Genomic DNA, 22,428 nt, shown 5'->3' on the forward strand with positions numbered 1-22,428 from the left:
GAGATTGCCTCCTATTCCCGGAGTGTCTTCCCGGTCAATGCCAAAAAGACGGTATTGAGGGAAGGGCGATTGACCGTGATGGACGTGAAGTGCACATGTTCTTGATGAAGCGTATCAAGAAGTGGGGCGAGTGGTGTATCTTTATCGAGCGACACTTCGATATACGGTTCCTCATATTGTACTTTTTGCACATGGTCGAGTGCATCGAGACGTTCGAGCAGATGAGGCGTGAGTGCATCGACTTTGATACGAGCCGTCTCGAGCGTCATGACGCGGTCTTTTAGTTCATCTTGCGTCCCTTCGGCAATGATCTTTCCTTCGTCGACGATGGCGATACGGTCGCAGAGTAGCTCGACCTCTTCCATGTAGTGTGACGTATAAATGATTGTGGCCCCTCGACGGTTCAGTTCACGGATGTTCTCTAAAATCGTATTTCGTGACTGTGGATCGATGGCGACGGTCGGCTCATCCATGAAGATGAGTTCCGGTTCATGGACGATTCCGCATGCGATGTTGAGGCGGCGGAGGAGACCGCCGGACAGTTCAGGTGGGCGTTTCTTTTGATGGGCATCGAGTTCGACGAACGCAATCGCGGCCTCGGTCTTTTGTTTCGCTTCTTTTGGACTGAATCCGTATAATTCGGCGAAGAATTGAATGTTCTCATAAACGGTCAGCTGGTCGTAGACAGAGACGTGTTGCGGAACAATCCCGACACGTCGCTTGATGGAAAGTTCGTCTTTTGGCATCGATTGACCAAAGATTTGAATCGTTCCCGAGTCCGCCTCGTACAGATTCAACATGACAGAGATGGCAGTCGTCTTACCGGCCCCGTTCGGACCGAGGAGTCCGAACAGCTCTCCTTCTTCGACGTTCAGACTAAGGTCGTTCAAGGCGAGGGTGTCTCCGAACCGCTTCGTGACATGATCGAGCGAGATGATCGACATAGGTACACTCCTTTCTCATGTGAAAGACTCATCATTCTACACAAAGGTGTTCGTGGATTGTCACGAATATACCTGTCAGGATCGATTAAAATGTGTAATAATCTAATTATTCAGATAATTATTGTGTTGAAATGAGGGATTTGGATGAAAGGGTGGCAGTTTAATAAACATGAGGGGGCGTTGTTCCCAGACGAAATCGTACTGTCCGCATTTTGTACAGTCGAACCAAAACGAATGGATTCGACGTTACCGTTTTATTATGACGAATCGATTTTTCGATTCACCAATAAAGAGGAGACGTTCTACTTTAAAATTTCCCCGAGCTATCACGAGTTTGAAATCAATGTGAAAGACCGAGACGGGGAACTTCTTTACTATCAGTTGCTTCGGACCGTCAGCAAGGTCGAAATTTTAGAAGACCGGCGTGACCATGCGGAGTTGTTGATCGTTCTCGCGGAAGACCGGAAGCGGACCGTGACGTCAGTCGAATTGACCGTCCGACCGCGTTTTCGTGTGCTTGTGAAAGAGCATGAAGTATGAATGGATAAGAGTTGGAGCGAATTTGTGTCCGCTCCTAAATCATCAATGAGATATAGAGTTTTGCTCGTTCCATAGACAAGGATGGACTCCTAAGGAGTCCATCCTCGCTTCATTTATAAAGTAAGTACTCTTTTCGGATTGGGAGGAACGCGTTCCGTTCGTCCTCGATTTTAGTCAGGATTTCTTCAAGCGGAGCTCCTTCGAGAATCATGTCTTTCACATAGGCGTTTCCTGTCAACTTCGTGATGAAGTCGTTCGCTAAAAACTCAAAGTCGTCCGGATACAAATCGTGTGCCGTTTGAATCATCGCAATCCCGGTTTTCGTTGATTCGAATCGAGTCGGATCGGTGACATAGACTTCGACCCCGTGGGTCAGTTTGCCCGCATGTTTTGAGAATGTCGGCGTGAACGAGGCGGCCCGGAAGGCGACACCAGGCAAGTCAAGGTCGTTCAGCTCTTTCGCATACTCGTGTGCTTGTATATATGGAGCGCCGATCAGTTGAAACGGTTTTGTCGTGCCGCGCCCTTCTGATAAATTCGTTCCTTCAAATAATCCGGTCGTAGGATAGACGTTGACCGTGTCGGTCGTCGGCATGTTTGGGGACGGCATGACGAATGGAAGCCCCGTATCCTCATACATCATCGAACGCTTCCATCCTTTCATTTTGACGACTTCGAGGTCGGCTTGAATTTGATACTCGCTGTTGAACAACTGCGCGAGTTCACCGACGGTCATTCCATGCTTCAAGGGAATCGGATAGAGCCCGATGAAGCTGGAGTAGTCAGGGTCGAGCACCGGACCATCGACGCGAAGACCACCTTGGGGGTTCGGACGGTCGAGGACGACGAATGGAATTCCATTCTCGGCAGCAGCTTCCATCGCGTAAGCCATCGTGTAGATATACGTATAATAGCGAGTCCCGACGTCTTGAATGTCAAAGACGAGCACATCCACATCTTTTAGCATTTCAGCCGTGGGTTTCTTCGTGGCACCGTATAAACTGTATACCGGCAACCCTGTCACTTCATCTACATAAGAGCTGACAGTGGAGCCGGCCTGGGCATCCCCTCGAACGCCATGTTCGGGTCCATAAAGTGCCGTCAATTCGAAGTCATCGGACTGGTCGAACAAGTCGACGATGCTCGTCCGTTCCGCATTGATCCCGGTCGGGTTCGTGATCAGTCCGACTCGTTTTCCTTTCAAGATATCTGGGTTCTGCATCAAGCGATCAACACCAAGTTCAACCTTGGGCTTTTTCGGTTCAGACTTCGCATCCGCATCAAGCAAGACGATTGAAGTCGAGAGTAGCGTCAATGCTGCCATACCACCAATCCATTTTTTCATGAGAAGTTCCTCCTTAGAAAAATGTAAGCGCTTCAAATACTTAAAGAGAGTGTACCATCTAGAAATTTAATTTCAATATTTTTGAATAAAAATAGGAATTTATATTTCTGAATTTCATACTATTCTCCTAGTCGCACATCAAAAAACGTGTCTCTCTCATGAAAGACACGTTTCCACTTATCTGACCGCGAGCGCTTTCCATCCTGTGGCGCCCATGACGGCACTCACTTTCGATTTCGGGACGACGAGTCGACCACGATATGGGTCATTGATATATAGATTTGATTTGTCATAACCGGTCGCCAACATGACGTGATAATTCACGTATCCGGTGAATTTTTTATTCGAGGCGGTATACCAATTGAAATAGCCGTAAGGTTTGTTGAAGTCGACACTTGCCCAGACGATGACGGGGTTGCCCATCGACAACTCACGTTCGATTGAAGCGAGTCCTTGCCCCGACAAGTCTTTCACAGGACGATATTTACTGGAAAATCCAATCATGCCTTTCGGGTAAATGCCGTAGTTCTTGTACTTGCCCAACGTACGGCGCGGGTCACCGGTGAACATGACGTTCGGGTCGACCCAGCGGTATAACCGATTCTCATAACGCGCATTCCACATACTCTTTGGCATCTCGTTGTATAAGGTCGAGGCACTGACAGCGCGACCCTTTTCTTCGAGCGCCATTTTGAGCGAGAAGAACTCGCAACCGGACGGATACCCCATCGGGAACTGACGATAGATTGGGACGCTCATCTTATACATCGATAGCCGAGGGGAATAGACTCCTTTCGCATCAAACGAGGCATTGCCGACACGTTTGTTTTGGTACATACGTCCGTTGGCATCGAAGTAGTACCACTGTCCTTTGATCAGCTGCCAATCCGTCTTCTTCGTCAGTGCCGGGGCGAAGTACTCATAGCGTGTCGAGTATTTCCATCCGGTCTCTTGTACTCCGGTCGAATGAAAGAAGTACGTTTCATTGCCCATCTTGAATTTCCCTTTTAGACGATATCCGTACTGGGGATGGAAACCGTATGTTTTTCCATTGATCCGTTGTAACCCATATAGGCGCTTTCCTTTTGAATCAAATAAGTAATTGCGGTCGCGCAACCGATATGCCCCTTTTAGGCTATATCCGTAAGTCGGGTGGAATCCATATACGTCTTTCCCAACCCAGGCCAAGCCTTGGCGGCGGATTCCGTCATTTCCAAAGTAGTAGGAACGGGCTTTGATTGTCTGCTATCCGGTCGCGACTTTACCATCATTCAGAAGGAAATACGATTTTCCACCGAGCGTATACATGCCGGTACGAATCGTTCCGTCTGAAAAGATGTAGTGCTTTGCGCCAGCAATTTGCTGCCAACTGGAGAGGCGAACGCCTTTGTCTGAGAAATAGTAGCGCTTGCCGTCAATTGTCTGGAATCCTGTGACGGGCAGACCGGTTTCGTTGTAGTAATAGAAGAGTCCATCTCGTTCTTGCCATCCGGTCAGCAGTTTTCCGTCTTCACCAAAGGTGTAAGTCGTTCCGTCGATGGAATAGCTGCCAGTGACGAGGCGACCATCCGTTTCAAAATAATATGTAGCTTCTTCGATTTGTTGCCATCCGGTGAGGAGGATTCCTTCCGAATCGAGATAATACATATTGCCATCAATTTGTTGCCACCCCGTCAACATCGTCCCGTCACTCGACGTGTAAACAATCCCGTCTTCGGTCTGTTGAAACGACCCTTCAGCGGAAACGAGTTGGGGACTCACCCATAAGGCACCCATTAAAAATCCGATGCCGATTTTCCTTTTCCATGCCATCGATTGAACCACCTCCATACGAATACAGAAGAGATACCCATATTTATCCAATGTCAAGCTGAGGCAAAAGATTCAATTGAAAGATCGGACGTTTACGCCGAATGGCTCATGAACCGAAGACGCTTCGACGCTACATAAAGCGAGAGGATGACGACGAGCGTTCCGATCACGAGCGGCCACATGAAATCTACTTCTGTCAGGAGCACTTCGCTCGATAGCGGACCGAGCATCCAAGGCATCCAATCGAGGTCGACCCATCCGATGATGAGCGACATGACGAAATGAAGACCGAGCGTCAATACGACCGCAACGACACCACTTTCCAACATTGCGGCGATGAGGAAGAAAATCGATATCTGAACGACGAAATGACAGATGAGGAGTATGGTCGATATGAGAAAGTCGAGCCAATCGAATGCGTCGAATAAAATGACCGTATAATAGGCGGCTGCCGTTTGTGCGAGCAAGATGCCGCCGACGGTCAGGAGGGCGTAATGTCCCCATTTACTGACGACGATGCGCGACGTCGGGATTTGTAACGACTTGAGCCAGGCGAGGGTCCCGTTCGTCCGTTCATGGCTGAACGTATGCATCGCCGACAATAAGACGACGAGGAGCCCGATTTGGCGAAGCTGTTCGCTGACAGAAATCAATACTTCTTCCGGTGTCGGTGTCGGAATCTCAATGACGGCACCGTCCGGTAAGTTCCCACCGGATGCGAGAATATCTGGTAAGAAATAAAGCGTGAGCGGCTGCATGGAGGCGAGGAGCATGAGAGCGATCGGAATCCAGATGAGTCGCTTGTTCGCCCACGACTCCCGCCATTCTTGTTTAAAGATTGCTGTGCGCATCAGGCATTCACCTCCAAGAACAAAGACTCGAGTGACGGATGCCCGACATGTAACGATTGGACGGTGACGTTCAGTTCAAGGATTCGGTTTAAAATTGCCCGTTCAGCAATATCTCGGTCCGTCGATTCAAACGTCCACGTCGAGCCATTCTTCGTTACGTGAAGCACACCCGCTAACATTTCCCAATCTGTCCCGCTCGTCGGGTCGTCGAAGAGACGTAATTCAATCGTGGATTTCGATCCGAGCAAGTCGGTCACCGTTCCTTCCATGAGTAATTTTCCTTGTCGAAGCAAGAGCACCCAGTCGCTCGCTTCTTCTGCATCCGGGAGGACGTGTGTCGAATAGAGAATCATTCGCTCTCGTTTCAAGTCGCTCAATAAATCGAGGACTTCCCGTCGACCGCGTGGATCTAGAGCCGAGACAGGTTCGTCGAGTAACAGTAATTCAGGATCATGAACGAGTGCCTGGGCGATGCCGAGTCGTTGGCGCATCCCCCCTGATAGGTTGGAGGCTGGACGGTCAACCGGCTCAAGGCCGACACGTTTTAATAGATTGACCGGATCGACATGTTTCACACCCGTCAATTCAGCAGCGTAGCGAATTGTCTCGACTGGCGTGAGGGATGGATAGAGGGCGGGCCGTTGTGGCAAATAGCCAACCCGAATCTGGTCATGTCCGCTCATGTCTCCACTCGTCGGGTCTGTGACTCGCGCGAGCAAGTTCAACAACGTTGTCTTACCGGCACCGTTTTCCCCGAGTAACGAGGTACATCCTGGGCGCAACTCAAAGCTGACATCATCGAGGGCTGTGAAGGAGCCGAATCGTTTGGTTAACTGTGTGACTTTCATCGCGGCGTCCGTCCCCATAAGAAGTAGATGATTGGGCCGAGAATGTTGATGAAGACGATGACGAGGAGCCATACCCATTTCGGGCCGTTCGTCATGTCCCGTTTGAACAAGTCGATCAAAGCGACGACGAGTAAGATCAGTTGCAAAATGAGGACAGGTAACAGGATGAGAAAAAGTGTATTCGGGTCGTTTGCGATATCCATAGCGAGAACCTCCTTTAGAAATAGACTGTCCTTACACATTCTACACGAACAGGCTGTCCCCTGTATGTGACACAAAAAATCCCCATCTCACGAAGAGACGGGGAAGATGAATCATTTGACGATGATGACAGGAGCGAGTGCACGTTTGGCGAGTTTATGACTGACGCTACCGAGCACGAACTCTTGAAACGTGTTCAAGCCGCGTGACCCGACGACGACATATTCGTATGGTTCGTGGTTCGCATATTTGACGAGCTCGACGTCCGGTTCACCACGGAGTTCGATGTACTCGTATGGGATGCCTTCAGCTTCCGTCAAATCGAACAACGGTTTGAGCATCTGCTTCCGTTTTGTTTCCAAATCGATTTTGCCGGTTGAGTTGAGGGCGGCCTCTTTTGATTCTTTCGCACTGATGACATGAACGATGTCAATCGACGCATTGGACGCCTTTGCGAGTTGAATCGCCTTTTCAAGCGCACGTTTCGAGTGGGCAGAACCGTCTGCCGCTAAAAATACCTTTCCCATGAAAACTCCTCCTCTTTCGCACGTTCTACATTTAGTATAGGTGATTTGGTGAAGCGGGGGAATGCCGAATCAATGTCCTGCGTTTGCGTCTTGTTGCTTCAAGTGGAGCGCGAGCGTGTTGAGCAGTTTTTCAGAGTCTTTATTCAAATTGAGAAGTTCAGGTTCAATTCCTACTTCACGGTATTTGAAGACGACCTTATCGATGGCGCCGATGGCCGAGTCATCCCAGAGATGCGTGTTCGCAAAATCGATGGTGACTTGATTGACACCTGCCTCCACATCTTCTGTCACATCAAACTGGTTGACGAATTCAGATGTCGAGGCGAAGAACAGTTGTCCGTTCACCGTATAGTCTACACGATGCGACGTGACGTGGCGACCGAGGTCGATTTTCGAAATTTTGGCGGCGAACAAAATCGCAGCCGTCAAAATTCCACCGAGCACACCGAGTGACAAGTCGTGCGTGAAGACGGTGACGATGACCGTGACGAGCATGACGACCGTGTCTGACTTTTGAGCGGTCCGCATCGCTTTGAGCGAACCCCAGTCGAACGTCGCATACGATACGAAGAACATGACACCGACGAGCGCGCCGACAGGAATGAGCATGAGCACATCACTGATCGTCATGATCATGATGAAGAGGGCGAGTCCTGCGGTGAATGTCGAGAGACGACCACGCGCACCAGAGGAGACGTTGATGACCGATTGCCCGATCATCGCACATCCTGGCATCCCACCGAAGAACCCGGCGATGATGTTTGAGATACCTTGTCCGCGAGATTCACGGTTCTTGTTTGAGTCCGTGCCTGTCATGTCATCAACGATTTGTGCCGTCAAGAGCGACTCGATCAATCCGACGAATGCGAGGGAAATCGAGTAAGGAAGAATGATCAACAACGTCTCAAACGTCAACGGGACGTTCGGGAATAAAAATTCCGGGAGTGTTGCTGAGATTGTTCCCATGTCTCCGATATTTTTTGTATCGAGACCGAGTGTGATGGCTAAAATCGTCATGACGACGATGGCGACGAGCGGGGCAGGGATCATTTTCGTGACTCGCGGGAACAAAAAGATGATGGCGAGTGACGCCGCGACGATTGCCCAGATAATCCAGCTCTCGCCTTCAAAGTTTGATAACTGTGCCTGGAAAATCAAAATCGCAAGCGCGTTGACGAATCCGACCATGACGGCACGTGGGATGAACTTCATTAAACGGGCGATGCCGAGATAACCGAGGACGATTTGAATGATCCCCGTTAAAATACCGGCAGCCAACAAATATTGAAGGCCGTGGTCGGCAACGAGCGAGACAACGACGAGTGCCATTGCACCGGTCGCAGCCGAAATCATCGCAGGTCTACCGCCGGCGATTGAAATGACCATGGCGATGATGAACGAAGCATAAAGCCCGACCATCGGGTTGACGCCAGCAATGAGGGAGAACGCAATCGCCTCAGGGATGAGGGCGAGCGCGACGACAATTCCCGCAAGGAGGTCTGCTCGGACGTTACCGAGCCAATCTTGTTTGATTGTATTCATTTTTTCCAAGAAGAACACACCTCTCTTTTTATTTTGACTTTGACCTTCGAGTCTCACGAAGATCAAACGCCGCATTATATGAAAGGAAATGTTCTGACGTTATATGTTTTTACAACGTGTTTCATCATAACGGATTTTTTTTGAAAAGACAATTGAATACAGGTAAAAAATATGGTAACTTCATAACGGATACGTTATATAACGATTTTGTTATACAAGGGAGTGTAATGAAGATGTACACCGTGGAAGAATTGAGTAAAGTGCTCAAAGTGCTCGGTGATTCGACCCGATTGACGATGTTGAAACAGATGGAAGCAGGCGAGCAGTGCGCCTGTAGTTTCGTCGATTGTTTCGATATTTCGCAACCGGCCATCAGTCGCCATTTGAAGATGTTGCGCCAAGCGGGGCTCTTGCTCGAGCGTCGGGACAAACAGTGGATTCATTATCGATTGAACGAGACGAGTCCGTTTTATCCGCTCGTCAAAGATTTATTAGCGAATTTAGAGACGACTGAGCCGAGCTGTGATTGTGAGCCGAATTGTGCCATTTAAGGAGAGATGAAGATGAAACTTGAAGTGTTCGAACCAGCCATGTGTTGTCCGACGGGATTATGCGGACCGTCCATCGACCCCGAACTGACGCGGGTAGCGACAATTCATTATGTATTGAAGCAACGAGGATTTGATGTGTCGCGCTATAATCTCGCATCGGAACCGAACCGATTCGTCGAGAATGCCATCGTTCAAACTGAAATCATGAACGGGCTCGACGTGCTCCCGATGACGCTCGTCGACGGAGAGATTGTAAAACGGGGCACCTATTTGACGAATGAAGAGATGGCGGAATTGACGGGATTACCGATTGCCGCATTCGCCAAACAAGATGGAGAAAAACCGAAAGTTCGAATCTCACTCAAAAAATAAGGAGATGCTCACAGTGAAGCCATTTGATTTTCAGACGATTGAACCGACCCGCTATGTGTTTTTGACCGGGAAAGGTGGCGTTGGGAAGACGTCGACAGCATCGAGTCTCGCTTTGACCCTCGCCAATCGGGGGAAACAGATCTTGCTCGTCTCGACTGATCCGGCGAGTAATCTACAAGACGTGTTTGAGATGGAGCTCGATGAGACGCCACGTCTCGTCACAGGGACGACGCTCGCGGTTGCCAACTTTGACCCGGAACAGGCGGCAAAACAGTATATGGAACGCATGGTCGGTCCGTATCGGGGCGTTTTACCGGACGTTGCCATCCAATCAATGGAAGAACAGTTGTCTGGCGCCTGTACGGTCGAGATTGCGGCGTTCGACCAGTTCACGGAACTGTTGACGTCAGAGGCTGCACGGGACCGATACGACCATGTCATCTTCGATACGGCACCGACTGGGCATACGCTCCGATTACTGACACTACCGAGCGCATGGAATGAATTTTTAGAGACGAATACGACAGGTGCGTCTTGCCTCGGTCCACTTGCGGGTCTCGCGGATAAGCAAGTGCAGTATAAACAAGCCGTCGGGACGCTCACTGACGACCAGGAAACGACCTTACTGCTCGTCGCTCGTCCCGAAAAGTCGACGCTTGTCGAAGCGGCACGAGCCGCGACAGAACTTCGCGCCATCGGCATCGAGCGAATGCAACTCATCATCAACGGTGTTGTCGAGTCAAGTGAAGGGACAGACCGTTACACGAAGCGGTTCATCGAACGCCAACAACAAGCCCTGTCATACCTCCCAGACAGTATCGTCGACCTCGATACGTTCACGCTCCCGTATGCGTACGAGAATCTCGTCGGGATATCGGCGCTCCAGCGATTTGTGGGCGGGGAGTCGGTCGTGATCTCGGATGCATGTTATGACACGAGTCGTTACGGCTCGATCGATCAACTCGTCGACGAAGTAGAAGCTGACGGTCCGAGCGTGATCATGACGATGGGAAAAGGTGGCGTCGGGAAGACGACACTCGCCTCACTCCTTGCGGTTGCGCTTCACGAACGAGGACATGCTGTGCATTTGACGACAACAGACCCGGCCGCCCATGTCGCACTCACGATTGGAGCGGACGTTTCAGATACGTTCACCGTCGATGCTATTGATCCGAAAACCGAGATTGAGAAGTATCGGGCGGATGTGTTCCGAGAAGCAGGGGACATGAACGAGGAGCAACGGATGATGCTCGAAGAGGACTTGCGCTCACCGTGTACAGAAGAGATTGCCGTCTTCCGTGCCTTTGCTGATCAAGTGGCGAAAGCGAAAGACCGCTTCGTCGTCATCGATACAGCTCCAACGGGACATACGCTTCTGTTATTAGATGCGACGGAGAGCTATCATCGTGAACTCGAACGGTCGACCGGCGTCGTTCCGGAAGCGGTCCGAGAGTTGTTACCGAAACTGCGTGACCCGAAACAAACGCACGTCATCATCACGACACTGCCTGAGGCGACGCCAGTCTATGAAGCGGAGCGTCTCACAGCAGACTTACAACGGGCAGCGATTCAACCGTTCGCTTGGGTCGTCAATCAATCGTTTACGCCACTCGATGTGACGAGCAAGCTCTTGACATCGAAAGTCGCGAGCGAGGCGATTTGGCTAGAGCGAGTGAACAACAATCCACGTCCGACGGTTCTCGCATGGCAAGAACAACTGCCAGTCGGATACTCGGCGTTATCTCAATTAGGAAAGGAGAAAATACAATGAACATCACGAACGAAGCAATCGACTTTTTACAAACCGCTTTAGAAGAGGAAGAAACGAAATCTGTCCGCATCATCACAGAGGCGGGTTGCTGTGGACCGACGCTCGGTCTAGCCGTGGCGACACCAGAAGAGACAGACGAGGTGAAGCAGTTCGACACGCTCACATTTGCTGTTGCGAAGGAAGCTGAGGCGTTGGCGGAAAACGTGACGCTCGACGTCGAATCGACAGAAGATGGCATCAAGCTCGTGTTGCACGGTTTACAACCGTCTTGTTAATGAAATAAATAGAGATTATTGGAGGAACTCATTGTGCAGTGGATTGCTAGTTTAATTTTTTTGGTGACGCTCTTTCTCATCATCAAGCAACCGAAAGGCCTCGGCATCGGTTACTCGGCGATGGGGATGGCCGTCATCGCTCTCCTTTCGGGCGTCGTCAACCTCGATGACGTCGGAACGGTATGGGGCATCATCTGGAACGCGACATTCACGTTCATCGCTGTGATTTTGATCTCACTCATTTTAGATGAGATTGGGTTTTTTGAATGGGCCGCTTTACATATGGCGCGAATCGCTAAAGGCGGTGGGGTGAAGCTATTTGTCTATATCACCTTGCTCGGCGCGCTCGTCGCAGCATTGTTCGCGAACGACGGAGCCGCACTCATTTTGACACCAATCGTTTTAGCGATGGTGCGGGCACTTAAACTGCCGGACGCGGTCGTGTTGGCATATGTTATGGCATCCGGCTTCATCGCCGACACGGCAAGTCTCCCGTTCATCGTCTCGAACTTGGTTAATATCGTCTCGGCTGACTTCTTCGGTATCGGGTTTGCCGAGTATGCGGCGCGGATGGTATTCGTCAACGTGTTCGCAGTCGCAGGTAGTCTGCTCGTCTTGTATCTCTATTTCAAAAAAGACATCCCGAAACAATATGACGCATCTCAGTTGGCTGAGCCAGCATCGGTCATCAAAGACCATACGATGTTCCGCTTATCGTGGGTCGTACTCGCATTGCTGGTCATCGGTTACTTCACGAGTGACTTACTCGGGATCCCGGTCTCACTTGTTGCCGGTGTCATCGCCTTGTTCTTCCTCGTGATGGCGAATCGATCATCTGCGGTAGAGACGACTCAAGTCGTCAAAGGTGCACCGTGGGCCATCGTCTTTTTCTCGCTCGGAATGTATATCGTCGTTTACGGTTTACAAAACGCGGGACTGACACAAGTACTCGCCAACTTCATTGATTGGTTTGCAGTGAATGCATTCAGTGCGACGTTCGGGATGGGCTTCTTGGCTGCCATCTTGTCATCGGTCATGAACAACATGCCGACCGTCATGATTGATGCGCTAGCCATCGACTTGACGCATACGACCGGTCAGATTCGGGAAGCGTTAATCTATGCGAACGTCATCGGGTCCGACCTTGGACCGAAGATCACCCCGATTGGATCACTTGCGACGCTTCTTTGGCTCCATGTGCTCCGTACGAAAGGCCTTAAGATCGGATGGGGTGAGTATTTCAAAGTCGGGATCATCTTGACGATTCCGACACTGGCCATCACATTGCTCGGCCTATATATCAGCTTATTACTTTATTAAGGAGTGGGTTATATGAAACTAGTCATCATTGGATCCGTTGCTGCCGGGACATCGGTCGCAGCGAAAGCACGTCGGAATAATGAGGACGCCCAAATTACGATTTACGACCGGGATTATGATATCTCGTATTCAGGTTGCGGCATTCCGTACTACGTCGGCGGAGAAGTAGAGTCACGTGACGATTTGACACCTCGTGACGCGGCGTTCTTCAAGAAACGCTACAACATCGACGTCATGACGCGTCATAACGTGACGACGGTCGATAAGGATGCGAAGACGGTGACGGTTGAAAACTTGGAGACGGGTGACACGTTCACGGACTCGTATGACGTCCTCGTCCTCGCAACAGGGGCGACGAGCATCATTCCCCCGATTCCGGGTGTGAAATCGGATAACGTCTTCCCAATCCGAAACATTCAGCACGCTGAAGCGACACGGTCGTTCGTCGATTCGACGAGCCCGAAACATGCGACAATCATCGGTGCCGGCTTCATCGGTTTGGAGATGGCCGAACAGTTGAAGCTACGCGGTGTGGACGTGACAATCATCGAGCGCGTGCCGCAGGTGATGCCACCACTCGATAAAGACATGGCGTGCCGCGTCGAGGAACACCTCGAGAAGAACGGAATCGAACTCATGCTCGGGGAGACAGTGACGGAACTTGTCGGTGATGGACATGTAGAACGTGTCGTCACGGAGAGCGGCAAGACGATCGAAACCGACTTCGTCATCTTATCGGTCGGGGTCCGTCCGAACGTCGAACTTGCGATGCATATGGGAGTTGAACTAGGTGAGACGGGAGCGATTGCCGTCAATGAACGTATGGAAACGAACATCCCGGACGTGTATGCGGCTGGAGACGTCGCGGAGAGCTTCTCCATCGTGACGGGGAAACCAATCTGGCGCCCACTCGGTTCGACAGCGAACAAGATGGGACGGACCGCTGGGGACGTGATCACGGGCGGGCATCTCGAGCATCGCGGTATTCTCGGAACGGGTATCTTCAAAGTGTTCGGACTTGCGGTGGCGCAGACGGGACTTTCCGAGAAGGAAGCACGCGAACTCGGATATGACATCGAAGTGCTCCATAACACGAAACCGGACAAGCCTGCCTACATGGGTGGGAAAGACATGACGATTAAAGCGGTTGCGGATCGTTCGACACGTCAACTGCTCGGTATCCAAATCGTCGGATTCGAAGGAGTCGACAAACGAATCGACGTCTTCGTCACGGCCATCACATTGAAAGCGAAAGTGGATGACTTGTTCCACCTCGACCTCGCATACGCACCACCGTTCTCGACGACGAAAGATCCGGTCATGTATACAGGGATGGTCCTTTCGAACAGTATCGACAAGGCGGCACGACTCATCACACCAGCCGAGCTGCAGACACGAATCGATGCAGGGGAAGACATGCAAATCATCGACACGCGGAAAGCAGCGCAGTTCGAGAAGGCGTGTGTCGATTGTGCCGTCAACGTCCCACTCGGCAACTTGCGGGAAGCGGCGAAAGACATGGACAAAAACAAGCCGACCGTCGTCTATTGTAACGGCGGGGTGACGGGGAACGCGGCACAAAACGTGCTCCGTAACCTCGGATTCACCGACGTCTACAACTTGTCAGGCGGGAATAAGAACTATCAGTTGTTCAAAAAATACGGGAACTAAATAAGACGACGTCCATTGCGGGCGTCGTATTTTGATATGCTGAAACGTGAGGTGAGTCGTATGAATTATAAGATGCTACATGAAAAGTTTGAACGTCGGAAGCAGTGGCTCATTTTTGATAAGGAAGAAGTCGTCCGGCGTGTGATGGTGCGCTATAAGGCAAGAATCATCCCGAAGACGGACATCATGGACTTAGTGAACGACGATCAACTGTCGTATGAACATATCTTTTGTTGCTTAACGATTGATGACCCAAGAATACTCGAGAAAATCTTCACGGCGAAAGAGAGAAAAAATCATCAGTGGGAGATTGATGACAACGCAAGACGTGGGACGGTGTATAAGCATAAGGACGAAGAACACCGGCGATACAACCAGTTGATCATCGATGAACAGGAAGGACGTCGACTCGACATCGTCTTCGAGAGCAAGGATGGAAAGTATGTGACCGGCTTTTTGACGAGATACATGTCGGAGCAAGTCGGCTCTTATATTTTTGCTCATGTCGGAGGTGCCAAGTTCACAGGTCTCGTGCCACGTTCGCTTTTGCCAGCCGATTTGACAGATGAAGAAATCAAGATAAGCTATCGGTGGTATTTGGAGTCACTCGAGGAATGGAATAAACTTTGACGGATTGTGCCATAAGGAGCAACATCCGTCTTTTTAGTTCATTGTCCTTAGACAATCTGTAAGAAGAATGATGCCAATTGACTCTTTTCTAAAATAACGTTGCTTCGCTAAAGGAAACCGTTTACAATTTTTGTGTAAGCGTTTTCTCAAAATAGTGCTACAAGGAGGGACCCTCATGGTCAAAAAGCAATGGAAACCCGTATGGGCAGTTGTGCTAACGTTTGCACTAATTCTGTCAATGTTTCCGATGCCGACGTCCGCTTTAGATAAAGGGAAGTCGACACTCGTCGTCGTCCATTATCAAGAGGCGCCGGATAACGAAAAGGATTGGAACTTATGGCTTTGGGCGAATGGCCCAGATTACTTCCCGAACAAAGGATTCACATTTAATGGGGAAGATGCATTCGGAAAGGTGGCGGCTTACGAATTCCCGGTCGATTCACCTGAAAAAATTGGTCTCATCGTTCGAACGGACAACTGGGATAAAGATAAAGGGTCAGAGAACGACCGCTTCATCACGAGCGACATGATTCAAGATGGTGTCGCAGAAGTGTGGATCAAGTCAGGTGATCCGAAGATTTATACGTCAAACCCGGACGGGGAGACGGCTTCAACGGAAATCGATATGAAAGTTCATTATTTCCGTTACGACAATACATACACGGACTGGGGCCTTTGGACTTGGCCGGACGGTGGCGATGGTCAGAACATCGCGTTTGACGAGACGGATGCATTCGGTGGCGTGGCGAACGTCAAGCTCGCCAACCCAGAGTCGAAAAAACTTATGGGCTTGATCACGAAAAAAGGAGAATGGACGGAGAAAGACGGAGAAGACCGCTTCGTTCTTGGTTCAGCGAAAGAAATTTGGCTCGTTGAAGGAGATTCGACAATTTACTATTCAGAGCCTGAAATCGATCGCTCACCGAAACTCGTCTCATTCTCGGCGGACACGTTCCGCCAAGCAACGCTCACGACGAACCGCGTCATTACAGATGCGTTCATCGATGAAGTGACGGTAGATGGTGCAACTGTCGCTTCAATCACAAAGGCTGGTGACAAGTCAGTCACAATCGAATTCAAAGAAGATATCGATTTAGCAAAAGTCATCAAAGCCTCACATCCTGAGTTTGGTGAACAGACGCTTCAAGCAGGAAAAGTACTTCGTTCAAAAGAGTTTGATGCGAAGTATGCCTATAATGGAAAACTCGGCATCACGTACCAAAAATCAAAAACTCAATTTGTTCTTTGGGCACCGACCGCTCAGCAAGTCGAGCTCGAGCTATGGAACATGCCGAAAGACCGACCAGCGAACGACAAAGACTTGAAAAAAGTCATCCAGATGAAACGTGGGGAACGTGGCACGTGGGTGGCTGAAGTACGCGGCGACCTCGACGGTGTCGGGTATACGTATCAAGTGACACATGCGACAGGGAAAGTCCGTGCGGTCGATCCGTATGCGACAGCTGTCGGTGTGAACGGTGACCAAGGTGTCATCGTCGACTTGAAAGAAACAGATCCGAAACGTTGGAACTCGATGAAGCCGAAGTTGAAAAATGCAACGGACGCCATCATCTATGAGACACACGTCCGTGACTTCTCGATTTTTGATGTCACATCGAACACATATGATTCAGGAATCCGCCATAAAGGCAAATACCTCGGTGTCGTTCAACCAGGAACTCGCTTGATCGAGAACGGGAAGAAGACAGCGACGAAGACGGGACTCGACCACGTCAAAGACCTTGGCGTGACACACGTCCAGTTCATCCCGGTCTATGACTATAACACGGCTTCTGTCGACGAAACGAACCCGACGGCGACATATAACTGGGGCTACGACCCGAAAAACTACAATGCACCAGAAGGATCGTATTCGACAAACCCGTACGATGCCAAAGTGCGGATCAGTCAGATGAAAGAAATGATTCAAGGGCTACATGACAACAACTTACGTGCCGTCATGGACGTTGTCTATAACCACATGTTCGACGCGCAAGCATCTAACCTTCACAAAATCGTACCGGGTTACTACTACCGTTATACGGCAGGTGGCGACTTCGCAAACGGAACAGGTGTCGGGAACGATACAGCGTCTGAGCGTGCGATGATGCAAAAACTCATCGTCGATTCAGTCGTCTACTGGGCAAAAGAATACCATTGGGACGGCTTCCGCTTCGACTTGATGGGAATCCACGATGTCGATACAATGAACAAAGTTCGTGCAGAATTGAATAAAGTCGACAAATCAATTCTCGTCTTCGGTGAAGGCTGGGATCTCGGCACGCCACTTGACGCCGAACTCAAAGCGAATCAAAAGAACGCCTACGACATGCCTGGTGTTGCTCACTTTAATGACAACATCCGTGATGGATTGAAAGGTAGCGTCTTCTATGATGAAGACAATGGCTTCATCAACGGAAAAGAAGGCATGGAGAACCGCGTGAAGACAGGAATCGTCGGTGAAATCACGTATAACGACATGATCAAAGGCTTCACGAAAGAACCGACGCAAGCGATCACATATGTCGAAGCACACGACAATCATACGCTTTGGGACAAGTTAGAACTGACGAATCCGGAAGCTTCTGAAGAAGTGCGTACCGACATGCATCGTCTCGCTTCAAGCATTTTGTTGACGAGCCAAGGTACGACATTCCTTCACGCTGGCCAGGAGTTCATGCGTACGAAAGACGGCGACCATAACTCGTACAAATCACCGGACTCAATCAACCAGCTCGACTGGAAACGGGCAGCCGACCGTAAGGCGGATGTCCAATACATGAAAGGCTTGATTGAGATGCGCAAAGCCAACCCTGGACTCCGCATGACGAAAGCGACTGATGTGAAGCGCTTCTTGAAATTCTACAAGTCTGAGGCGAACGTCATCACGTACTTGATTGATGAAGACGCACCAGGACAAAAGAACGACTTGTACATCACACATAACGCAAACCCGAACGCTGTATCCGTGAAACTTCCAAAAGGAACGTGGAACGTGATTGTCGACGGGGACCGCGCTGGAACGAAGACGATCAAACGTACGACGGGCAGAGTCACAGTCCCTGCATACCATACGTTTGTCCTCGAACGTAACTAATTCATTGACCCCACTTGTAAAAGAGTGGGGTTTTCGTATGGGGAAATTGCAGACGACAGATGAATGTTGTTTCGAAATTGGTCATTTCAACTTTTCGTAAAAAGATTTTTAGGAAGAGTGAATGTGAGTCTAACCTGTCATGTGCGAGAACGGATAGTTGAAACGAAGGTCTCCTTTTCTCTAAGATGGAGAAGAGAGAATAAATGAGGAGACTTAAGACATGAATTTGTATGAACAAGCGAGCGAGTGGATGCGACAGTGGCAAGACGACCCTTCCGAACGTTTGCGAGAAATCGAACAAGAAATTGAACGCACGGGTACGTATTCGTTGACGACGGAGGAGTTGTGCGAAGGCGCGAAAGTAGCGTGGCGGAACTCGAACCGTTGCATCGGACGATTGTTTTGGCAGACACTTCATGTGATCGATGCCCGGGATGCGAAAACGTTTGATGACGTCTACGCTCGGCTTGTGGAGCATCTTCACTTCTCTACAAATGGTGGGAAAATCCGCTCGACGATGACGGTCCTTCCGAACGAGTTCAAACTGTTGAACACGCAGCTGATTCGGTATGCCGGATATGAGACACCGGACGGAATCATCGGGGACCCGATGTCCGTGCCGATGACGAAACGGGCCGAACAACTCGGATGGGTCGGGACCGGCACTCCGTTTGATCTTTTGCCGCTCATGATTACGGACGGTCAGAACGTTCGTCTATATGACTTACCGAGTGATGCCGTGCTCGAAGTCGACATCGTTCACGAGGAGTTTGACTTGTTTGATGGGCGCCCGATTAAATGGCATGCCATTCCGGCCATCGCCGACATGGAACTTGAAATCGGCGGTCTCCGTTTTACGTCTGTGCCGTTCAACGGATGGTACATGGAGACAGAAATCGGTGCCCGCAACTTGGCAGACACCGATCGCTATGACTTGTTGCCGCTCGTCGGCCGCTCGCTCGGGCTCGACACGTCGAAAGAGCGCTCGCTCTGGCGGGACCGCGCGCTCGTTGAATTGAATATCGCCGTCCTCCAGTCGTTCGAGCGAGCGGGTGTCACAATCGTTGATCATCATACCGCCGCCAAACAGTTCAAACGATTCGAAAAGAATGAACGGGAAGCGGGGCGTGAGGTCACAGGGCAGTGGAGCTGGCTCATCCCCCCTCTATCGCCTGCGACGACGCACGTCTTTCATGAACATTATGACAACATCATCAAAACGCCGAACTTGTTCGCACGAAGCGGATGTCCGTTCTCTGGGTTTCGTCAGCCGTTAAAAGAGAAAATAAAAGGCTAGAACCGAGAGAAAGGATGATTGCTGTGGCAGTCCCGCTTTGGAAACGAGCCGTCGCCGGTCAAATCGACCAAGTCGTCTTTCAGACGCCGGCCAAATTGATTGAAAAGGCCATCCGTAAAAAGGTATGGCCCGACAAGGAAGTGAAGCGGTATTACTTGCCGACCGTTGTGACGATGGCCGGAGAGGTTTACTGTATGCTGTACCAAAACGGTCAGTCACTCGGAGACCGAGTCGTCGGGAGTGAACTACTCGCCACTTATTTGCTTCGCAAATTGAAGGGGGAGCTTCTTGGGAAGACCGTGCTTTTACCAGCCACGGTTGTTTACCAAGCTCGTCGGGTGGTTCCCACCCTGAAGGAATTCGTTTTAGTTTGCCAACATCAACAGGTTGATGCTCGCGTTGATGTCGCGGTCATGATGCGCGCCACAGGCACACGTCCATTCACGGACATCCATCGCCTTCTTCTCGCCTTTTACGCCGCAAGTGGAACAGATTTGTGTCGATGCGAACCATGGATCCGCCTTGATGAGCGTCCGTCCGTAGAAGTTTGATTTGTACTCGAGTTGACGGACGAACTCGTACCAACTTACGTCTCCAATAGACTTCGCGACCTTGTGATCCTTCATCATGTTCTTCGACTTCAATGTCTCCACGACGATGACTTGGTTCTCGTCAACGATCCGTCTCGACAGCTTGTGAAGGAAGTCCTTGCGTTGGTTGGCGATCTTTTCGTGTTTCTTGGCCAAAAGTAACTTGGCTTTTTCACGATTCTTGCTTCCGATCTTCTTTCGTGACAAAGCTCGCTGCGCCTTCTTGACCTTCGCTTCGGACTTCCGGAGGAGTCGGGGGTTGTCAATCTTCTCCGAGACCATCGCGTCGTTCGTCATGACGGCGAAGTGCTCCAGGCCAAGATCAATCCCGACCTTGTTCTCGGCTGGGATCCATGGTTCATCGTCCTGTTCGACAAGGAGGGAGACAAAGAACTTGCCTGTCTTGGTCATCGACACCGTCGCCGACCGGATGACGCCCTCGAACGGGCGATGTTGTGTGAACCGCACGAACCCGACCTTCGGCAGACGGACCTTGCCCGCCTCGATGCGGATCGTGCCGTGCTGGTTGTTCGTCGTGTAGGAGGCGCGCGACCGCCGTCTCGATTTGAAGGTCGGGAAGCCGGCCGTCCCGGCGAAGAACTTCGCGAACGCCGTGTCGAGGTTCAGCTTCGCGTTCGCGAGCGCGAGGCTGTCCGCCTCGGCGAGGAACGGGAACAGGGGCTTATAGGAGGCGGGTGTCGCCGGTTTCCGTCTCGTTCCGCTCCGCGCCTTCGTCTCCTCGCGGATGGCGATGCGGTCCTCGAGCAGCTTGTTGTAGATGAACCGGGCGCAGCCGATCGTCTTGATGAAGAACTCGGCCTGTGCAGGCGTCGGGTGGAGCCTGTATTTGTAGCCTTTCAGCATGTCCGTCCCTTCTCCCTTCAGAAGATCGTGATGTATCCTCCTCGTCCGATACCCGCGGAAGGGGAGGGAGAATCTGACGGAATCACGAACTTCTGTTCGTCATATCTGTCACAGGGAAAAAGAGTTTTGGATCGGGCGATTCATCTCCCCCCTACGCTGGGCTTCGCCCCGAGACGCTTAGAGGAGGGAGAATTCTCGCCTGATTTAGTTAAAGTCGTGAGTGCGGACGGACGCCCGCTCTCCCTTGAGCAGGTCATCAAACGGACGCTTTATAAAGATGTCGTCTATCCGGCGACGCTTGGGATTCCACTCATTCGAGCGCTTCACAGATGAAGTCGAATAAAGATCTCGAGTTGCCGCATGACGAGTTCGCCCATACGAAACTGATTTCGACGAAGTGAAAAGAAGCAGGGCGACCGCGTGTCGCTCTGTTTTTGCGTCTCATTCGGTCGGCTAGGAATAGGGATAGAAAATAAGGTATAATGAGGTTGGATAAAAATGAACGACCATTGGAGGCTTTTTAGTTATGACAAAAATCGCATGGATTACCGACAGTATGGCCAACTTCTCACCAGAAGAGGCATCACGTCTCGGTGTAGATATCGTCCCGATTCAATTGATTGTGGATGGCAACGGCTATAGTGAAACAAATCTCTCGCTTGAAGACTTGCATCGGTATATGATTGACCAAAAGAAAGAAGCGAAGACGTCACAACCGATTTTCGGAGATTTCATCGGCCGCTACGAACGCTTGAAAGAAGAAGGGTATGATTGCGCCATCGCCGTCCACTGTTCGAACGGGTTGAGCAGCACGGCGAAAAACTCAAAAGCAGCGGCAGAGGCGGCTGACTTCAAAGTATATACGATCGACTCGCACGCCGCGCTCGAAGCGCAACAAGAGCTCGTTCGAATCGGAAAGGCTGCTGAACAAGAAGGCAAATCCGTCGAAGAGATTGTCGCATTGCTCGAGGCATGGCGTGATAAGAAAAACTTTTTCATGATTATCGGAAACATGGAAACGATGCGCCGCGGTGGCCGTGTTTCTTCGGGTGAACTGTTCCTTGCGAACATTTTGAACATTAAACCGATCATCACGCTCGATGAGACGGGGAAAGTCATTCCGTTCAAAAAAGCACGCTCGTTGAAGAAAGCCTATGCGGAGATGGTCGGCGAACTCGAACGTCGTCATGCGGAGAATGGTGTGAAGGATAACCGAGTGTTCGTCCAGACGGCGCTCGCACCGAAGATGCAAGACGACCTCGTCGCGCTCATCGAGTCGAAATTACCGGGTCTTGAAGTGGTACGGACACGATTCTGTCCATCCATCGCGGTACATGCCGGGTTTGAGACGGTCGGTGTCTTGTGGCTCGACGCTTAATC

Annotated in this window: 22 protein-coding genes; 12 read left to right on the plus strand and 10 right to left on the minus strand. The window is 50.7% G+C overall.

All coding sequences use genetic code 11. The features are described 5' to 3' along the window. Positions 1–11: 11 nt before the first annotated feature. A complete protein-coding gene (locus AC5LIL_RS03535) occupies positions 12–944 on the minus strand; it encodes an ABC transporter ATP-binding protein (protein WP_499824925.1) in 933 nt (310 codons plus the stop codon). A gap of 144 nt (positions 945–1,088) precedes the next feature. Here AC5LIL_RS03535 and AC5LIL_RS03540 point away from each other — a divergent pair, with 144 nt between their 5' ends. Further along, entirely contained in the window at positions 1,089–1,484 is a 396-nt protein-coding gene (locus AC5LIL_RS03540) for a hypothetical protein (RefSeq protein ID WP_499824926.1), read from the plus strand. A gap of 109 nt (positions 1,485–1,593) precedes the next feature. On the opposite strand, the gene AC5LIL_RS03545 is transcribed toward AC5LIL_RS03540, so the two are convergent. The 8 genes from AC5LIL_RS03545 to AC5LIL_RS03580 form a co-directional block, all read right to left on the minus strand. Then, complete coding sequence (locus AC5LIL_RS03545; RefSeq protein ID WP_499825347.1) at positions 1,594–2,808, minus strand: exo-beta-N-acetylmuramidase NamZ family protein; 1,215 nt, start codon at positions 2,806–2,808, stop codon at positions 1,594–1,596. A gap of 198 nt (positions 2,809–3,006) precedes the next feature. Further along, a complete protein-coding gene (locus AC5LIL_RS03550; RefSeq protein ID WP_499824927.1) occupies positions 3,007–3,945 on the minus strand; it encodes a C39 family peptidase in 939 nt (312 codons plus the stop codon). Between the two features lie 129 nt (positions 3,946–4,074). Then, entirely contained in the window at positions 4,075–4,641 is a 567-nt protein-coding gene (locus AC5LIL_RS03555; protein WP_499824928.1) for an N-acetylmuramoyl-L-alanine amidase family protein, read from the minus strand. A 92-nt stretch (positions 4,642–4,733) separates the two neighbouring features. After that, positions 4,734–5,492, minus strand: coding sequence for an ABC transporter permease (locus AC5LIL_RS03560; RefSeq protein WP_499824929.1), 759 nt, complete (start codon positions 5,490–5,492; stop codon positions 4,734–4,736). Continuing rightward, positions 5,492–6,340, minus strand: coding sequence for an ABC transporter ATP-binding protein (locus tag AC5LIL_RS03565; protein ID WP_499824930.1), 849 nt, complete (start codon positions 6,338–6,340; stop codon positions 5,492–5,494). The genes AC5LIL_RS03560 and AC5LIL_RS03565 overlap by 1 nt, the downstream gene beginning before the upstream one ends. Next, a complete protein-coding gene (locus AC5LIL_RS03570) occupies positions 6,337–6,543 on the minus strand; it encodes a PLD nuclease N-terminal domain-containing protein (RefSeq protein ID WP_078147432.1) in 207 nt (68 codons plus the stop codon). Before AC5LIL_RS03570 ends, AC5LIL_RS03565 begins: the two co-directional genes overlap by 4 nt. Positions 6,544–6,654: 111 nt before the next feature. Next, positions 6,655–7,068 (minus strand): universal stress protein, encoded by a 414-nt coding sequence (locus AC5LIL_RS03575; RefSeq protein ID WP_214693889.1) that lies wholly within the window; start codon positions 7,066–7,068, stop codon positions 6,655–6,657. Between the two features lie 69 nt (positions 7,069–7,137). After that, positions 7,138–8,619 carry a SulP family inorganic anion transporter gene (locus AC5LIL_RS03580; protein WP_499824931.1) on the minus strand — a complete coding sequence of 494 codons (1,482 nt, stop codon included), beginning with the start codon at positions 8,617–8,619 and terminating at the stop codon, positions 7,138–7,140. 224 nt (positions 8,620–8,843) lie between these two features. Between AC5LIL_RS03580 and AC5LIL_RS03585 the strand changes: the two genes are divergently transcribed. The 9 genes from AC5LIL_RS03585 to AC5LIL_RS03625 all read left to right on the plus strand — a co-directional run bounded on the left by AC5LIL_RS03585 (position 8,844) and on the right by AC5LIL_RS03625 (position 19,594). Next, on the plus strand, positions 8,844–9,161 hold the full coding sequence (locus AC5LIL_RS03585) for an ArsR/SmtB family transcription factor (protein ID WP_499824932.1): 318 nt from the start codon (positions 8,844–8,846) through the stop codon (positions 9,159–9,161). Positions 9,162–9,173: 12 nt separating this feature from the next. Next, the gene (arsD, locus tag AC5LIL_RS03590; RefSeq protein ID WP_499824933.1) at positions 9,174–9,533 is read left to right on the plus strand and encodes an arsenite efflux transporter metallochaperone ArsD; all 360 of its coding nucleotides are present in this window, start codon (positions 9,174–9,176) and stop codon (positions 9,531–9,533) included. A 4-nt stretch (positions 9,534–9,537) separates the two neighbouring features. Beyond that, positions 9,538–11,304: an arsenical pump-driving ATPase gene (arsA, locus tag AC5LIL_RS03595; protein WP_499824934.1), complete on the plus strand. Its 1,767-nt coding sequence runs from the start codon at positions 9,538–9,540 to the stop codon at positions 11,302–11,304. Further along, on the plus strand, positions 11,301–11,579 hold the full coding sequence (locus AC5LIL_RS03600) for a Fe-S cluster assembly protein HesB (protein ID WP_499824935.1): 279 nt from the start codon (positions 11,301–11,303) through the stop codon (positions 11,577–11,579). The genes arsA and AC5LIL_RS03600 overlap by 4 nt, the downstream gene beginning before the upstream one ends. Before the next feature lie 33 nt (positions 11,580–11,612). Continuing rightward, entirely contained in the window at positions 11,613–12,899 is a 1,287-nt protein-coding gene (locus tag AC5LIL_RS03605; protein ID WP_224861893.1) for an arsenic transporter, read from the plus strand. Positions 12,900–12,911: 12 nt separating this feature from the next. Beyond that, entirely contained in the window at positions 12,912–14,570 is a 1,659-nt protein-coding gene (locus AC5LIL_RS03610) for an FAD-dependent oxidoreductase (protein WP_499824936.1), read from the plus strand. Between the two features lie 60 nt (positions 14,571–14,630). Next, entirely contained in the window at positions 14,631–15,200 is a 570-nt protein-coding gene (locus AC5LIL_RS03615) for a hypothetical protein (RefSeq protein ID WP_339963199.1), read from the plus strand. A 175-nt stretch (positions 15,201–15,375) separates the two neighbouring features. Further along, complete coding sequence (gene pulA, locus AC5LIL_RS03620) at positions 15,376–18,297, plus strand: type I pullulanase (RefSeq protein WP_214784133.1); 2,922 nt, start codon at positions 15,376–15,378, stop codon at positions 18,295–18,297. A 220-nt stretch (positions 18,298–18,517) separates the two neighbouring features. After that, entirely contained in the window at positions 18,518–19,594 is a 1,077-nt protein-coding gene (locus tag AC5LIL_RS03625) for a nitric oxide synthase oxygenase (protein ID WP_499824937.1), read from the plus strand. A 365-nt stretch (positions 19,595–19,959) separates the two neighbouring features. Here AC5LIL_RS03625 and tnpB read toward each other — a convergent pair whose 3' ends face one another. Beyond that, positions 19,960–21,048: an IS200/IS605 family element RNA-guided endonuclease TnpB gene (gene tnpB, locus AC5LIL_RS03630; RefSeq protein ID WP_499824938.1), complete on the minus strand. Its 1,089-nt coding sequence runs from the start codon at positions 21,046–21,048 to the stop codon at positions 19,960–19,962. Positions 21,049–21,174: 126 nt separating this feature from the next. Between tnpB and AC5LIL_RS03635 the strand changes: the two genes are divergently transcribed. Together AC5LIL_RS03635 and AC5LIL_RS03640 are read left to right on the plus strand one after the other, a co-directional pair. After that, a complete protein-coding gene (locus AC5LIL_RS03635) occupies positions 21,175–21,381 on the plus strand; it encodes a hypothetical protein (RefSeq protein WP_243834794.1) in 207 nt (68 codons plus the stop codon). Positions 21,382–21,574: 193 nt separating this feature from the next. After that, positions 21,575–22,426: a DegV family protein gene (locus AC5LIL_RS03640; protein WP_499824939.1), complete on the plus strand. Its 852-nt coding sequence runs from the start codon at positions 21,575–21,577 to the stop codon at positions 22,424–22,426. Positions 22,427–22,428: the final 2 nt, after the last annotated feature.

The organism is Exiguobacterium sp. RM11, assembly GCF_059821525.1.